The organism is Mycoplasmoides gallisepticum, assembly GCF_900476085.1.
GTDB lineage: Bacteria > Bacillota_I > Bacilli_A > Mycoplasmatales > Mycoplasmoidaceae > Mycoplasmoides > Mycoplasmoides gallisepticum.
This window is the reverse complement of the sequence record NZ_LS991952.1, coordinates 760,514-777,542: the sequence shown is the minus strand read 5'-3', so window position 1 is coordinate 777,542 and position 17,029 is coordinate 760,514. Positions and strand designations below refer to the sequence as shown.

Here is a 17,029-nt window from a genome sequence, read left to right as displayed (position 1 = left end):
ATTAACAACTATGAATAATACCGTTAAATATTGATTAGTTCACCCAAAGGTAAGCAAGGACTTAAAAGCTCAGATAAAAGCAATGTCAGAACAAGAGTTAGCATATGCTTTTAATGAAAAACCATTAGGATTTGGCACAGCTGGTATTCGCCAAAAAATGGGTCCTGGTTACCGATATTTAAATGACTTTACGTATGCCCAGATGGCATTTGGTTATGGTCGTTTTTTAATTGATAAATTTGGTTTTTCACCAAGATGTGTGATTGCGCACGATAACCGTAAGAACGGTGTTCACTTTGCAAAGATTATTACGGATGTTTTAACTTCAATGGGGATTGAGGTTTACTTATTTGATAATAATAAGATTAGTTCAACACCAATCTTATCTTATGCAATCCCAAGATATAATGCTGATGGGGGGATTAATGTAACTGCATCTCATAATCGTAAAACTGATAATGGGTTTAAGACCTACAATGAAAAAGGGGCACAACTATTAAATCAAGATGCGCAAAAGATCATTGATTTCATGCCTAAGAGTTGTGAGATCTTAAATCTAGAATATCAACCAAACGATCGTTTGGTTAAGTTTATTCCTGATGAGATCTATGATCGTTATTTTGCTGATATTTATCGCGATCTATATACAACCGATCATAAAGAAGTTAAGGATTTTAAAGTTATCTTTACTGGTCAACATGGAGCTGCATCATATTGATTACCAGAGATGTTAAGAAGATTTAACTACAATGTGATTCCAGTTAAAGAACAATGTAAGTATGATGAGAACTTTACTTACACAAAATCACCTAATCCAGAAGCTAGAGAATCTTGGGATCTAGCCCTAAAATATGCCCAACACTATGGGGCTGATATTATGTTAGCTACTGATCCCGATGCTGATCGATTAGCAGTGGCTGTAAAACATAATAATGAGTTTAGATACTTTAATGGTAATGAGATGGGGATCATCTTTGCTTATTACATCTTAAAGTATAAGCAGTTAACTAAACGTCCATATATCGTTTCATCATACGTATCAACAAATTTGATTGATCGAATTATTGCTAAATACAACGGTGTTGTTTATCGGGTTGGAACTGGTTTTAAATGAATTGGGAATAAAGCGATTGATCACAAAGATCAAGAAGATTTCATCTTAGGGTTTGAAGAAGCAATCGGTGCTTTACCAACAACGATTGGTTCTGATAAGGATTCATTTCAAACAGCAGCACTAGCACTTGAGATCTATAACGAGTGTTTAAAAAGAAAGATCACGATGGTTGATTTCTTAGAACGAGAGATCTACCCACAATTTGGTTTTATCCACAACGATACGATCACCACACTAATCAACGATCTTGATTGGAAGAAGAAAGCCAACGATTGGATGGAACGCTTAAAAAGATACGACCAACCTTATATTAATGATCGTAAGATCGTTAGTATCAAATGAAACCAAGCTGGGGATTGTTTAGACTGGATTTTAGAAGATGATTCTTGGATTAGATTCAGACTGTCAGGGACAGAGCCGAAATTTAAATTTTATTATAATTTATATGGTAATTCGCTAAAGCAATTAAAAGAAGAAGCTAATCAGATTACAAAAACGCTAAAGCGATACATCAGTTTAATTAAATAAATCTATAAAATAAGAAATTTATGAACAGTATGAAAAGATACATCTTTGGAAATTGAAAAACATATAAAACTACTCAAGAAGTTAAAGAGTTTTTTAGTGTTTTAAATCAAACTAAGTTAACCAAAAACCCAGACGTGGTTTTTGGTGTTGCACCAGTATTCGTACATTTGGGTTTGGCTAATCAATTAGAAAGAAACGAATGTTTAGTTTTAGCTCAAGATGCTAATTATGTAATGAATAAAGCTAACACGGGAACCGTTAGTTATGAACAATTAAAAGATATTGGTGTTAATTACGTAATAATTGGTCACTCTGAACGAAGAAAATTATTTCATGAATCTGATGAACTAATTAATCAGAAAGTAAAAACGCTATTAGAAAATAAGATGAGACCAATTTTATGTATTGGTGAAACGTTAGAAGAATACGAAGCTAACAAGACCAAAGCTGTACTTAAAGATCAGTTAGAAAAAGATCTTAAAGAAATTGATAGTTCTTTATTAAAAGATCTAATTATTGCTTATGAACCAGTTTGGGCGATCGGAACAGGTAAGACTGCTTCAAGTCAAACTGCGCAAGATGCAATCGCTTATATTCGAACTGTTCTAGGTTTATTATCATCAAAAACGATCGCAAATGAGTTACCAATTTTATATGGTGGATCAGTTACTCCTGATAATGTTTCAGAACTGTTAGCACAAAAAGACATTAATGGAGCACTAGTGGGTGGAGCTTCATTAGACCCACACAAATTTATCCAACTTATTGAAGCTAAATAACCTATGAAAAAAGCACTATTAATGATTCTTGATGGCTATGGAATCAGTTCAACTACTCACGGTAATGCCGTAAAAAATGCCAAAACACCTCATTTAGATAACTTAATGAACAACAATCCCACAATTATGCTTCAAGCTAGTGGTGAAGCTGTGGGTTTACCTAAAAATCAGATTGGTAACTCTGAGGTTGGTCACTTAAATATCGGAGCAGGCCGAATTATTTATACGGGTCTATCTTTAATTAATAAAGAGATCGAAAACAAGAAGTTTTTTACTAACCAAGCATTACTAAATGCGATTGATCATGCCAAGAAAAATAATAGTAAACTACATATCTTGGGATTGGTCTCTAATGGTGGCGTGCACTCACACATTAACCATATCTACGCGATCATGCAGTTGGCTAATCAACATAATGTACCTGCAATCTTACATATCTTTGGTGATGGTAGAGACGTACCACCAACCCAATTATTAGCTGATTTAGATCAACTAATTAAAAAAGCAGAAACAACTAAAACTAAGATCGGTACGATCTCTGGTCGGTTCTATGCGATGGATCGTGACCAAAGATGGGATCGAATTGATTTAGCTTACAACAACCTTTTATCAAATACAGGTAAGAGTTTTGCTGATCTGAAAACTTATGTAAAAGATTCGTATCAACAAAATATTACAGACGAATTCATTGTTCCCGCTTACAATAATAATTACAAGAGTGATGAGATCACTATTCAAGATAATGATAGTGTTGTTTTTGCTAATTTCAGACCAGATCGAGCACGTCAATTAAGTCATTATGTCTTTGGTTCGAATTATTATGATCATCATCCACAATTAAGAAGAAAAAACCTTTACTTCGTAATTATGATGCAATACGAAGGAATTAATCCTTCAGCGATCTGTTATCCCCCAAAGATTGAAAAGAACACTTTAGGTGAAGTGTTAAAGAATGCTAATAAGAAGCAATTAAGAATTGCTGAAACTGAAAAATACGCACACGTTACCTTCTTTTTTGATGGTGGTGTTGAAGTTGAGTATCAAAACGAAGATAAAGTTTTAGTTCCTTCAAGAAAAGATGTTAAGACTTATGACTTAGCACCTGAAATGTCGGCTGCAGCGATTGTTGATCAGTTACTAAAAGTTTATACAAAATACGATCTAACCGTGTTAAATTTTGCTAACCCTGATATGGTTGGTCATACTGGTAATTATGAAGCAACCCTAAAAGGACTTGAAGCACTAGACCACGAGATTGGAAGATTATTAGCTGATGCTAAGAAGAATAATATTACCGTCTTCTTTACGGCTGATCATGGTAATGCCGAAGAGATGATCGATGAAAATAACCAAAAGGTAACCAAGCACACAACGAACGTTGTGCCTTTTAGTATCACCGATCCAAACGTTAAATTTACTAAAAAAGAAGGGATTTTAGCTAACGTTGCCCCAACGATCCTAAAATACCTAGAGATTCAAATTCCTGAAGAGATGGATCAAGAACCACTAATTTAAGTTGTTTTTTAAACAGATTCTTTAGTTTGGGTTTTATAATTAGATAAATGGATAATAAAAATTCAGTAATAAAATTTGAAAACGTATCGTTTTCATATAACTCTAAAAAACAAGTACTAAAAAACGTATCTTATGAAATTTATGAAAAAGAATACGTTTGTATTGTGGGTCATAATGGGTCTGGAAAATCAACAATGTCTAAGTTGTTGACAGGGATCTTAAAACCACTTGCAGGTACGATCTATTTATTTGGTTATGCGATCTCACGAGATAATATTAAGTTCTTACGTGACAACGTTGGGATTATTTTTCAAAACCCAGATAACCAGTTCATTGGGATTACAGCAGAAGATGATATTGCCTTTGGGTTAGAAAACCGTAAGATTCCCCGTGGAGAGATTAAAAGAATTATTGATTCTGTTGCTGATAAAGTTGGGATCAAAGATATATTAAAATTCGAACCCCACAAATTATCTGGTGGGCAAAAACAACGAGTAGCGATCGCTTCAGTTTTAGCGATCAACCCAAGTATTATCTTATTTGATGAATCAACATCAATGTTAGATCCTAAGGGTAAAAAAGATATTAAAAGCTTTATGCTTCAATTACGTAATCAAGGTAAAACAGTGATTTCAATTACCCACGATATGGAAGAAGTGGTTAATTGTGATCGCGTTTTGGTGATGGATCACGGAAATTTAATCAAGCAAGGTCGACCTGATGAGATCTTTAAGGATAAGCAGTTCTTAAGAGATATTAATTTAGATGTGCCTTTTAGTTTAGATCTAGCGATGCAATTAAATGAGTTGGATGAGAAAATTAATTCGACTTTACGATATAATGAATTAATCGATAATATATGTTCAAGAGTTGATCAAAAAGACTAAAGTATGCACCAACTCCTTTAGTAGGTGATGAGGTTTTACGTGCTCAAGGGTTAAAATGTGTTTTTGATGAAAAAACACCTGAAGAATTTTGGGCGCTTAACGGCATCGATTTTACCTTTGAAAAGAATAAGATTTACTGTATTATTGGGAATTCTGGTAGTGGTAAATCAACGTTAGTAACCCATTTTAATGGGTTGTTAACCTCAAAATATGGCACATTATCGATCCGTGATTTTAAGAACAATCACGATATCGTGATATCACCTAATACCAAAAAGATTAAAAATTTCAAACGGTTAAGAAAGATCATCTCAATGGTATTTCAGTTTCCTGAATACCAATTATTTAAAGATACGATCCAAAAAGATATTATGTTTGGACCAGTAGCACTTGGTGTTCATAAAGAAGAAGCAGCCAAACTAGCTAAATTCTATCTTAACCGGATGGGGCTTGATTCTTCTTATTTAGATGTTAGTCCGTTTGAACTATCAGGTGGACAAAAAAGACGGGTAGCGATTGCTGGGATCTTAGCAATCCAATCAGAGATTATCATCTTTGATGAACCAACCGCTGGATTAGACCCTAAGGGTGAAAGCGAGATGGTAGAACTAATTCTTGAATCAAAAAAAGAGAATAAAACCGTGATCGTGATCACCCACCAGATGGAAAAAGTGCTTGAGATTGCTGATGAGGTAATCTTATTAGATAAAGGTAAGATCTTAACATCAGGCACGCCATATCAGATCTTTACTAACCCTGAGATCATGCAAACAACATCAATTGCACTGCCTCATGTGGTTCAAGTCATTAATGACTTGTCATTAAGAAATCCGATCTTTAAAAAACTGTATGACTACGAACCAAGAACAGTTAAAGATCTAGCAAAAGTAATCAATGAAGTAATCAAGAACTATGAAAAACGCAATTAATGGGTACATATTAAGTAATTCAGTTGTCCATAAAACTAATCCATCAATTAAATTGATCATTTTTATTGCTTTTGTTGTGATCATTTTCTTACCAACTGGTTTAGTTTTTCAGTTGATTGTACTAGCAATAATCTCATTGATCTTCATGATCTCTAAACTTCCGTTTAGAATCTATTGATCGACTTTAAAAACGATCATTATCATGTTCTTGTTCTTGTTTTTAATTAACTGGTTTACCTATCGGAATCCTGGTTTTTTAAATATCTCAGTCTGAGCTAACAATAACCATAGTTACATCTTAATTGGTGATTATAATGATCATTCAGTGGCTAATCTTTATGATTACAACTTCTTTAAAACTGAATCACCAATGATTATCAACACAAAAACTAAGATGTTCATAACTTTTGATGACCTTCTAAGTTTAGTTCATCAAAAAAGAGCTGACCTAACCCCAATTCAGTTACAAGAATATTATCGGATTGCAGTACCTAAAGTGGCAGGTGCTGAACTAAAACAATTTGAGTTTAATCCGAATAGTTTAGTTTTAAAACCAGTTTTAATGTTTAGTTGATACGCACTAAGTTTTAAAACATTATTCATCACTTTATCAATTGTTTTAAAGATCTTCATGATGATCTTATTGGCAACAATCTTAACATCATCAAGTACATCAATTGAGTTAACTTTTGGGATCGAACAGTTATTATCACCACTAAAACTACTTAAAGTTCCGGTTAACTCATTAGCAATGACGATCAGTATTTCGATTCGTTTTGTGCCTTCATTATTATTAGAATCACAAAGAATTCTTAATGCGCAAGCATCAAGAGGAATTGACTTTAAAAATGGGAATACGATCGAAAGAATGCGTTCATTAGTTTCATTGATTATTCCGATGGTATCAATTGCATTTAGAAATGCGGGCGAATTGGCTAATGCGATGGACGCAAGAAGTTACAACCCACGATTTGCTAGAACTAGATACCGCATTTTTAAAGTTCACGCTTTAGATCTTGTTGTTTATACTTTCTTAATGGTTCTATTAGGTTTTTTCATCTACGTAGCAGCTTCAAGAGTTTTATTTGGTGTATTTGGTTCACCAGAATGAATGGCGATCGGTTTGGGTCAAAACGTTGGCCAAGTTAAATAAGAACGTTTTAATCAACATTTCTTATCATGGAACCAAGTTCCATGGTTATGCAGTTCAAAACGATTATGAAACAGTTCAATCCAAATTACAGGATGCACTAGCATGGATCTATGAATCCAAGATCTATGTTAATGCTAGTGGTAGAACGGATAAAGGTGTTCATGCGATCAATCAATACATCAGTTTTTATATTGATGATCGAATCAGTTTAGAAAAACTAAGAGAGATCTTAAACCGTTATGGTCAAAATAAGTGATACATTAAATGAATCAAAGAAGTTGATCGTAATTTCCATGCTAGGTTTAGTGCTAAAGCTAAAACATACCTTTATCTAATCGATTATTGTGCTAACAATCCTTTATTTTATGACCATGCTTGGATTGTTAATTTTCAATTAGATTTTAATCTAATTGAAAAAGCGATCCCAATCCTTGAAGGAACACATAATTTTTGATCGTTCTCAACAGCTGATAAAGATAAGGGTCTTAGAACAATCCATAAGATTGATCTGAAACAAGAAGATAATAAGGTTTATATCTATATCACGGGTGATGGGTTTTTAAGATCGATGGTAAGAATGATTGTAGGTGCGCTTTATAATATTGGGATTAAGAAATATGATCTTAATCACTTGAAGTGGTTATTAGATAATCCCAAAAAAGGTAGAGCAATAACTAAAGCTCCTGCTAGTGGGTTGTACTTATATGAAGTTTATTATGAATAAGCTAATGCTTATTCATTTTTTATTAAGATTTAGCCAAAAGTTATTCTTTTTAACTTATTTTTAACGTCTAAAAAAGATAATTTATTAAGATTAAAGTTGTTAAAATATCAATTATCATGCACGTTAAATCTAATCATATTATCTTTGGGCTGTCGGCCGCTAAAAAATTAACTGATTCAATCTGTAGAAGATTGTCAATGAAACCTGGTGAAATCGTGATTCAAAAATTTGCTGATGACGAAATCTTTGTTAGGCCTGATTGTACCCTGAGAAATAAAGATGTTGTTTTTATTCAATCGACTAACTCGCCAGTAAATGATAATTTAATGGAATTGTTAATTGCTATTGATTCTGCTAAAAGAGCCTCGGCAAAATCGATTACTGCATTAATCCCATATTATGGTTATGCAAGACAGGATAGAAAATCGGCTGGTAGAGAACCAATTACCTCGAAACTAGTTGCAGATTTACTAACTAAAGCAGGAGTTACTAGAGCAACATTAACTGATATTCACAGCGACCAAACCCAAGGTTTCTTTGATATCCCAGTTGATATTCTAAAAGCTTCTTTTGTTTTATTATCTCACGTATTAGTGGATAATAAAATTGATGATTTAGTAGTTGTATCACCAGATTATGGTGGTGTTAAAAGAGCTAGAAAGATTGCTGAATCAATTAATGTTCCTTTAGCTATTATTGATAAGAGAAGACCTAAACCAAATGTAGCTGAATCAATCAATATTCTTGGTGAAGTAAAGAATAAATGCTGTATTCTTGTTGATGATATGATCGATACCGGTGGAACGATTATCTCAGCAGCTAAATTACTAAAAAAACAAAAAGCTAAGACAGTTCTAGTAATGGCTACACACGGTTTATTCAACAAAAACGCCATCGAATTATTCGATGAATGTTATAAGAAAAAAGAAATCAATAAAGTTTATATAGCTGATACTATTGATCAAACTGAAAAGAATTTAGAAAAGAAACCACAATTTAAAGTTGTTAAATTAGACCACTTTTATAGTTTAGTTTTAGATAAATATATTAATGGTGGTTCTATCAGTGATGTTTATACAATTTATCAAGAATGAGTAAAATCACCAAACCTAAAGAAAATTCTAAAAGAAATAGAATAAACGAAATTATTGTTGTTGAAGGTAAAACGGATACAGTTAAACTTAAATCACTTTTTGACTGTGAAACGATTGAAACTAATGGATCAGAGATCTCTGATCAAACTATTAGTTTGATTAAAGAACTAAGTTTAACCAGAGGAGTTATTTTATTTTTAGACCCAGATTATCAAGGTAAGAAGATAAGAGCAAAACTGATTAAAGAATTAAAAGAATATAGGGAAGCTTTTATTGATTTAAGTGAACTGAAGGATTCTAAGAAAAAAGGAATAGCTGAAGCAAGCAATGAAGCTGTTTTATCAGCTTTTAATAATTTAGTTAGTTCAGAGCATGATAGTTATCAATCATTAACATGAAAAGAATATTTAGCTTTAAATCTTAATACTAAAAATAAGCGTATAGAGTTATGTAAAAAACTAAATATTCCTTATGGTAATAACAAAAGTTTATTTAGGTATTTGAATCTATTAAAAAAGAATTTTGACGAGTTAAAAAAGCTTATTTCTGAAATTTAAAATAATCAAAATCATCGGCAATATTAACTAATTCTTTGTTATATTCTTTATTAATTTGATTAACAATTTTCTTTAGTAACATCGTATCTTTTTGCTCTTTAGATAATTCTTCGTAGATATTAATGTTGGGCATAAATTTGTATTTGTTTGTAATGTTTCCAAACGAAATACTGATGTTAGCAACTAATTGGTTATTATGCAATCTCTCGAATAAATCTATAGCCTTGTTGTAAAACAAGGTTTTTTTATCGCTATATTGTTTAAAACTAAATGATAACGATCTAACTTTTTCAGTTCTTATTGAAACCGATATGTTTTTAGCTAACAAATTATGGTTTTTTAGTCTTGAATAAACGTCATCAAATAAATCATTAAATAGTTTTAATAAAGATTCATAATCACTAACTTTGTGTCTAATGTTCTTTGAAACAGAGATCGATTTTCTTGAATTTCTTTCATAATCTACAAAATCACTACCTTTTCCATGAGCGTGATTATAGTGATCTCAATACATATTTTTAAAAATATCAATTAATAATTCTTTATTCTCAAATTGTGCAAAATTACCGATGTTTTTGATATTTAATTGATTTAGAAGAGGTATTTTTTTAGACCCTATTAAATACATTTTTTTAATTTCAAGTGGTCATAATTTTTCTTCAATTTCATCAGGTCAAATCTCATATACTCCATTTGGTTTGTTCTGATCAGAAGCCATCTTAGCTAAAAATAAATTTGAGCTGATGCCAATTGATACAGTTAATTGAGTTAACTCATAAATTTGTTTTTGGATCTTTTTAGCCAAATCGCTTGCAGATATCTCACTATTCTTCTCTAAGATATCAGTTACGTCCATATAGCATTCATCAATTGAAGCAACTTCCATTTTATTAGAGACAAAATCTCTTAAATAAGAAAAAACATAAGCTGACACCCTTTCATATTTAGGGTAGTCAACTTCAGCTATTATTAAAGAAGGACATAACTTTTTAGCTTGAAAAATAGGCATTGCAGACCGAACGCCAAATTTTCTAGCTATATAGTTAGCACTAGATACGATAGAACCATTAGACTTGGATCCAACCACTAACGGTTTGTTATTATACTCAGGGTTAAAATTTTCTTCGACAGATGCAAAAAAGGCGTCAAAATCGATATGAAAAATGGTTTTTCTGTCCATTAAAAACAATAATTTAAATATATATTAAATTATTAGAAAAATTATTTAGAACAGCCCTTTAAACTGGCAAAATTGCTTTTATAATTAATCAATAAGCACACCAAAAAATGCGGTATGAATGAAACCAATTCTAGATCTTCTGAGTTTTATCATGTAAAAAATCCTTTAATTTCTATTCTTATTCCTATATATAATAATGCTAAGAATATAGAAATTACTGTTAGTTCTGCTTTATTTCAAAGCTATAAAAACGTTGAGATTATCTGTATTGATGATTGTTCAAGCGATAACTCTTACCAAGTATTGAAACGTTTTGAAACACTAGAACAAAATATTAGAATCTATCGAAACCCAATTCAAAGGGGTAAGGGTTTTGTTTATGATCAGTTGATCAAATATGCATCAGGTCACTTCTTTATGTTTTTAGAAACACCTAATACCTTAAATCAAGATGCGATTAAAAACATGGTTTCTGTAGTAGAGCAATTTACTGAGATCGTTATTGGTAGAAACATGGTGGGGAATACAGCTAACCCAATGAAGGGGATGTATGATATTCCAACCAATGATAAGAAAATTTCAGATCGCAATTCAATCGATTACATCTTTGGCAATTCTTTCTACACCCAAGGGATGTTAATCAAAAAGTCATTTTTTGAAGCTCTAGATATGCGTTATGGTAGAAACCCATATATTCCAGACTTCTATATTAAATATGATATGTTAGCTAACTGTGACTTCTTTAGAGTCGTATGAAAGCCAACAATCAATTTCATTGAGTCTGATAATTACTACGATTTTGAGCGTTTTAAATTCTTAGAAGCTAAGTATCGATATATCTTGCATCAATTCCCAAGAATGGTGGAATGGTTCAGCAATTACGTGCCCATTAAAGACCGATTAAACGATTTTAAATCTAGTATAATTACCAATATAATAGATCAAGTAAGAATTGAATATCGCAGCTCAGTTCCATCTTTAAGAGAGAAATTTGAGCAAAATATTATCATTCCGTTAAGAAACCAATATATGGCTTCTAACTATATTTTTAAGGTGCCTAATAACCTTAGAGAAAAACTAAAAAGCGGTGAAAATAAACGATTATTCAGATAATTACTAAATTATAAACAGATGGTTATTAAGTTGATTTATCAAAATAAACCCTTTCCTAAAAACTCGAACTCAATCGTTAATAACTTTAGATTTTTAATGTTTGATACAGTCAACAATAACTTTGTTGGCTCAGCTGCATATGGGTTTGGTGCAGCTAGTTATCTTTATGTTTTATTCCGTAACTATTTTGTTATGGACCTGGATAATCTTGATGCCAATTACAATGATAAGTTGGTGGTATCAAAGCAACTTGGTGGATCAAATATCAGGGCATGTTTTTATTTATTAAAACATCCTGATATTAAGATTGAAGATCTAATGAGCTTTTCACATGAAAAGCAGATAAGAAATCTTTATGATTTTTCAACTTACCAACCAGGTTATAACTTAGCTTATGCAGTTGGTCTAGCGATCGATGCAAAGTTGGTAAACCAAAAATCTCACGATACAATTACCAATAAAATTTATTGTATCGTGAGTGCTGCAGATCTGAATTCTAGCTATGGATTAGCAGCTCTTAAAACTGCAGCTAACCAAGAATTAAATAATCTGATTATTATCTATGATAATAATCATTTTGAAGAACGAGGTGAAAACCAGGATTATTTGGTTACTGATTTTTCTTCATTAGTTAAAGATATGGGTTTTAAATATATCAATGTCTTTAATGGGAATAATATCGAAAAGCTTGATGCTGGTTTTCATTATGCAGTTAATTCAAAAAAACCTGTATTTATTGATATCAACACGATCGTAGGACATGGTTATGATTCAGCTGGAACTAAAGAAGTAATAAAAAGCTCTTTAACTCAAGATCAACTTGATCAATTAACTAAAAGGTTTGAATACACGGGTGAAGAATTTATGGTGCTTTATGAGACTGCTAATGATCTTTATCCTAATATTAAAGAACGTGTTAATAAATTAAAAGAGTTGATTGCTGATCAAGTTGATCAATTAAAACAAAATAATCTTGTAATTCCTAATTATTTATCAGCTTTTAAGGATTGAGCATTATCTGAAGATCAGATTGATGCCAACCAATCGTTGGCTAAATTAAAAGCTGATTTAATTAGGTGCCAATCTAATAGCGTTCTCTTAAATGTAAGTGATCACGATGATGAATTCGAACGTGAAGTTGAAGCAATCGATCCTAGCCGGATCGTTTTATTAGGAAACTGAATTGAGTTGGCAATCATAATTGCTAATGCAATTAGTGACAACAAGATTCACTTACCAGTGATTAATCTTGATATTAATCTGATTGATAAAACGATTCAAAACTTAAAATTAGAAGAAAAGAAAGATCAGATCTTATATTTAGTTGATAATTGTAAAGAACTTTCAAGAAAGTACGTTAACAAAGTTATCGATCTGATCTCGCGAGAAAAAGATGGGATCGTTCTTCAACCAGGTACAAATGAAGAATTAAAATATTCGCTTTGTAACTTCAAGGCCAAGAACAAAGATAAAACATATATTATCTTACCTTCATCAGATGATCTGATTAGTATACAAGCAGATAAGATCAATTTTGGCGGGTATGAACTGTATGGTGATAGTTATGCTACAGTTAACATTGTCACTGCAGGGAGTGATCTAATTAAAGCGTTAGATTTAAGGCAACAGCTTTTAGAAAATAAGATTACTGCAAGGATCGTTTCAGTAATCTCATTAACTGATTTTGATCAGATTAATGCTGTTTCTAAATCAGTGTTACTAAAAAATCTACCGAGCTATTTTATCTCAAGAGCAGATAAAGTTGCTTGGGGTTATGTTTTGTCACAAAACCAACCAGAAGTTGATCATAAATCAACTGAAAACACGACTTATATTAAGAAACCAAGACGTGCACAAAAAAGTAATAATAAAATAAAAACATTAGATAATAAAACTAAAGTTGATGAGTCAAATAAGCAACTTAACGCAACTAAAGAAGATAAACAATAATTTTCTTTAACTTTGTTAAAAAAGTTGCTAACAAAAAAACTAGAAGAAATTTCAAATCAACAATTGATTTGAATAATTAAAATAATGATCGGGAGTTAAAAAAAGATGGTATTAGGATTAGCGTTAGGTTTAAGTATTCCTTTATGTTTAATTGTTGGGGCTTTTGTTGGTTATTTTGTCTCAATGAAAGTGTTCAAGCGTCAGATGCGTAAGAACCCACCGATTACAGAAGCACAGATCCGTAGCTTATATGCTCAAATGGGACGTAAGCCTTCTGAAGCTCAAGTAAAACAAATGATGCGTGCTTATACTAAGGAAACAAAATAACGAGCATGAATCGTTTTATTAAAAGTGCAACTAGTTTAAAGGACTGCATTAACGATTCTAAAAAAGAGGTATGTTTAATCGGTCGTTCTAACGTTGGTAAATCAACAATTATCAACGGTCTAGCGAATGCAAAGATAGCTCAAACATCAAAAACACCAGGTAGAACAGTTACGATGAACTTTTATGAGATCAGCAATCAACGAATTGTTGATCTACCTGGTTATGGTTATGCGCGGATTAAAAAATCGCAAAAAGAAGAGATCTCGTTATTTTTAAGTGATTACTTAAATCACCGCAAAAATTTAGTTGGGATCTTTTTGATCTTAGATCTTGGGGTGATTACTGATCAAGATATTGAGATTGTGCGCTTACTAACCACTTTAGATGTTGAGTACTATATCGTTTTTAATAAGATTGATAAGTACCCCAAGTCAGCTTATATCAATAATAAAGAAAAGATTTTGGATGCTCTTAAAGTTAATGAAGACAGAATTCTTTTAATTAGTGCTAAGAACAAACAAAACTTAAATAATTTAATGCTGAAGATAATTGATGTGATTTCTTAAATATTTTTTTATAAATTATGAAGCGATTAAAAAAGATTGATCTAAATCAGAAATACGATCATAAAACTGTTAGTGAAGGGGTAGTGGATTTTTGGTTAACCACTGATTATGCTAACCAAGATTCAGATTTTTGTGATCCTAATGCTAAACCTTTTAGCATTATCATGCCCCCACCCAATTTAACGGGAATCTTGCACATTGGGCATGCATGAAATCTATCAATTCAAGATCTAATCGTTCGTTATCAAAAATTGGTAATGGGTAAGATCAATTGGATCCCTGGAACTGATCATGCAGGTATTGCTACCCAAACTAAATTTGAATCAATTCAAAGAACTAAAGAGATCAATTATAAAAAAGATGATCGAACTACGCACTTTAATAATATCTATCAATGATCACAAGAATCTTCGCAAACAATTAAGAATCAAGCTAAATCACTAGGTTTAGCACTTAATTGAAAGAAAGAAAAGTTTACTTTATCCCAAGAATCAAACAAATACGTTCTAGACGTATTTGTAAAACTATATCAACAAGGTTATATTGTTAAAAAATATACCCTTGTTAATTGGGATACTAAACTTAATACCGCAATCTCAAACATTGAGGTAATTAACAAAGAAACAACACAAAAACTACATTACATCAAATACTATCTAAAAGATAGTAATGACTATTTAGTGATCGCAACTACTCGTCCTGAAACGATTTATGCTGACGTTGCTGTTTTTGTTAATCCCAATGATCAAAGATATCTGAAGTATCACAACCAGATGGTGATTAACCCATTAAATAATAAGTTAATCCCAATCCTTGTTGATGAATATATTGATATGGAGTTTGGGAGTGCTGTTATGAAATGTACTCCTGGGCATGATCATAATGACTATGCCTTATCAAAGAAATACCAATTAGAAGAATTAAGTTGTATTAACTTTGATGGAACTTTAAACGAGCTAGCTTTAGAGTTTAGTGGGTTAGATCTCTATGAAGCTAGAGAGTTAATAGTTAAGAAGCTAATTAGTGAAGATAAGTACGTTAAATTTGAAGAGATTACTAGTAATGTGGGTTACTCAGATCGATCTAATGTGATAGTTCAACCATTGTTATCAAAACAATGGTTTTTAATCACGACAAAGTTTGTTGATGAGATTAAAAAGTTGGTTAATAATGAAGATCAGATTAAGATCTATCCCAAGCGGTTTTTAGATACGATTAATAACTGATTAGATCATAATCAAGATTGATGTATCTCTCGACAATTAGTTTGGGGTCATCAGATCCCTGCTTGGTATCATAAAGATCATCCTGATGAAGTGATAGTAAGTATTAATTCACCAGGTGATGATTATTATAGAGATAGTGATGTGCTTGATACTTGGTTTTCATCAGCACTTTGACCATTAATCTGTTTTGATGATGGTTTAGATCAAAAAGAGTTTAATGCTAATTTCCCTAACTCGTTGTTAGTAACAGCATATGATATCGTCTTTTTCTGGGTTTTAAGAATGATCTTCATGTCTTGGTTATTAAAAAAATCGATTCCATTTCATGATCTATTATTACACGGTTTAATCTTAGATGAACATAACCGCAAGATGTCAAAGAGCTTGAACAACGGGGTTGATCCAATTCAGATTATTGACCAGTATGGTGCTGATGCTTTAAGATTGTTTTTAACATCAAATACCTCACCAGGTGAAGATGTTTCATATAATGTAGAAAAGATCAATGCTGCAGCTTCATTTTTAAATAAGTTGTGAAACTTAGCTAGATATCTAAAGTTGATCGATCAAAGCAAATTAACAGATCAACCATTAGATAGTTTAGATCATTGAATTATTCACCGTTTTAACGAAGTTAATGCGGGAATTCAAGATAAATTAAAAGAATATCGTTTTGCCTTATCAAATAAACAATTAAGCGATTTTATTTGGGATGATTTTGCTAATGTTTATATTGAGTTAAATAAAAAGGCACAATGATCAAAAGCTAAGTTTGAGTTAGCTAACGATATCTTTAGAAAGTTTTTGATCATGCTACACCCTTCTGTTCCGTTTATTACCGAACAGATCTATAACACTTTTGAGTTTAGTGATTCAAAACCTTCAATTATTCTTGAAAAATGACCAGGTTTAATCAAGATTGAAAATGCCTTGGATCATTTTGATCAGATCTTTAATCTTATTATCAAGATTAGAAACTTTAAGCAAAGTTTTGATCTTAAGAATAAAGATACTTTAGATCTACTTTATAAAAATGAGGTTAGTTATATCAAGGATCTAACTAAATATTTAAAAACTGAGAATGTAAATTTAATTAAGATATCTGATCAAAAACTTAATGATCTATTCTTAATTGCAACAGAAGATAATGAGTTTTATGTTGTGTATACTCAAGATAAAACTAAGATCGTAGATAAGTTAGTTGTGGAGATAGCTAAACTTGAAAAAGAAGTTGAACGAAGTTCAAATATCGTTAATAACGAGAACTTTAAAAAGAAAGCTCCTAAAGAGAAATATGAAGCTGAACTAAAGAAGTTAAGCAACTATCAAGAAGAACTTAAACTAAAACAAGATAAACTAAATTCTTTAAAATAAGAATTTTTGCCAT

15 protein-coding genes are annotated in these 17,029 nt (G+C 31.6%); 14 read left to right on the top strand and 1 reads right to left on the bottom strand.

The annotated features are described in order from the left end of the window. Positions 1 to 10: 10 nt before the first annotated feature. The 9 genes from D2833_RS03220 (at position 11) to rnmV (ending at position 9,280) form a co-directional block, all read left to right on the top strand. Positions 11 to 1,642 carry a phospho-sugar mutase gene (locus D2833_RS03220; protein WP_036447400.1) on the top strand — a complete coding sequence of 544 codons (1,632 nt, stop codon included), beginning with the start codon at positions 11 to 13 and terminating at the stop codon, positions 1,640 to 1,642. A gap of 20 nt (positions 1,643 to 1,662) precedes the next feature. Further along, positions 1,663 to 2,421 (top strand): triose-phosphate isomerase, encoded by a 759-nt coding sequence (gene tpiA / locus D2833_RS03215; RefSeq protein ID WP_027333241.1) that lies wholly within the window; start codon positions 1,663 to 1,665, stop codon positions 2,419 to 2,421. 3 nt (positions 2,422 to 2,424) lie between these two features. Beyond that, complete coding sequence (gene gpmI, locus D2833_RS03210) at positions 2,425 to 3,936, top strand: 2,3-bisphosphoglycerate-independent phosphoglycerate mutase (protein WP_027333240.1); 1,512 nt, start codon at positions 2,425 to 2,427, stop codon at positions 3,934 to 3,936. Positions 3,937 to 3,983: 47 nt separating this feature from the next. Beyond that, positions 3,984 to 4,823, top strand: a complete 840-nt coding sequence (locus D2833_RS03205) for an energy-coupling factor transporter ATPase (protein ID WP_011113836.1) — start codon at positions 3,984 to 3,986, stop codon at positions 4,821 to 4,823. After that, complete coding sequence (locus D2833_RS03200) at positions 4,796 to 5,752, top strand: ATP-binding cassette domain-containing protein (protein WP_011113835.1); 957 nt, start codon at positions 4,796 to 4,798, stop codon at positions 5,750 to 5,752. Before D2833_RS03205 ends, D2833_RS03200 begins: the two co-directional genes overlap by 28 nt. Continuing rightward, a complete protein-coding gene (locus D2833_RS03195) occupies positions 5,736 to 6,905 on the top strand; it encodes an energy-coupling factor transporter transmembrane component T (RefSeq protein WP_027333239.1) in 1,170 nt (389 codons plus the stop codon). The genes D2833_RS03200 and D2833_RS03195 overlap by 17 nt, the downstream gene beginning before the upstream one ends. Further along, entirely contained in the window at positions 6,838 to 7,629 is a 792-nt protein-coding gene (truA, locus tag D2833_RS03190; protein ID WP_011113833.1) for a tRNA pseudouridine(38-40) synthase TruA, read from the top strand. Before D2833_RS03195 ends, truA begins: the two co-directional genes overlap by 68 nt. A gap of 116 nt (positions 7,630 to 7,745) precedes the next feature. Further along, positions 7,746 to 8,768, top strand: a complete 1,023-nt coding sequence (locus D2833_RS03185; RefSeq protein WP_011113832.1) for a ribose-phosphate diphosphokinase — start codon at positions 7,746 to 7,748, stop codon at positions 8,766 to 8,768. Beyond that, complete coding sequence (rnmV, locus tag D2833_RS03180) at positions 8,720 to 9,280, top strand: ribonuclease M5 (RefSeq protein ID WP_011113831.1); 561 nt, start codon at positions 8,720 to 8,722, stop codon at positions 9,278 to 9,280. The genes D2833_RS03185 and rnmV overlap by 49 nt, the downstream gene beginning before the upstream one ends. On the opposite strand, the gene D2833_RS03175 is transcribed toward rnmV, so the two are convergent. Then, a complete protein-coding gene (locus tag D2833_RS03175) occupies positions 9,264 to 10,469 on the bottom strand; it encodes a Y-family DNA polymerase (protein ID WP_011113830.1) in 1,206 nt (401 codons plus the stop codon). The two genes, rnmV and D2833_RS03175, sit on opposite strands and share 17 nt — an antisense overlap. Before the next feature lie 105 nt (positions 10,470 to 10,574). Here D2833_RS03175 and D2833_RS03170 point away from each other — a divergent pair, with 105 nt between their 5' ends. From D2833_RS03170 to valS, 5 genes are all read left to right on the top strand, one after another. After that, the gene (locus D2833_RS03170; RefSeq protein WP_011113829.1) at positions 10,575 to 11,573 is read left to right on the top strand and encodes a glycosyltransferase family 2 protein; all 999 of its coding nucleotides are present in this window, start codon (positions 10,575 to 10,577) and stop codon (positions 11,571 to 11,573) included. Between the two features lie 18 nt (positions 11,574 to 11,591). Then, a complete protein-coding gene (locus D2833_RS03165; RefSeq protein ID WP_027333238.1) occupies positions 11,592 to 13,523 on the top strand; it encodes a thiamine pyrophosphate-dependent enzyme in 1,932 nt (643 codons plus the stop codon). A 105-nt stretch (positions 13,524 to 13,628) separates the two neighbouring features. Beyond that, positions 13,629 to 13,850, top strand: coding sequence for a YneF family protein (locus D2833_RS03160; RefSeq protein WP_011113827.1), 222 nt, complete (start codon positions 13,629 to 13,631; stop codon positions 13,848 to 13,850). Positions 13,851 to 13,855: 5 nt separating this feature from the next. Next, positions 13,856 to 14,416 (top strand): ribosome biogenesis GTP-binding protein YihA/YsxC, encoded by a 561-nt coding sequence (gene yihA / locus D2833_RS03155; RefSeq protein ID WP_011113826.1) that lies wholly within the window; start codon positions 13,856 to 13,858, stop codon positions 14,414 to 14,416. Between the two features lie 17 nt (positions 14,417 to 14,433). Next, on the top strand, positions 14,434 to 17,016 hold the full coding sequence (gene valS / locus D2833_RS03150; protein ID WP_027333237.1) for a valine--tRNA ligase: 2,583 nt from the start codon (positions 14,434 to 14,436) through the stop codon (positions 17,014 to 17,016). Positions 17,017 to 17,029 lie beyond the last annotated feature (13 nt).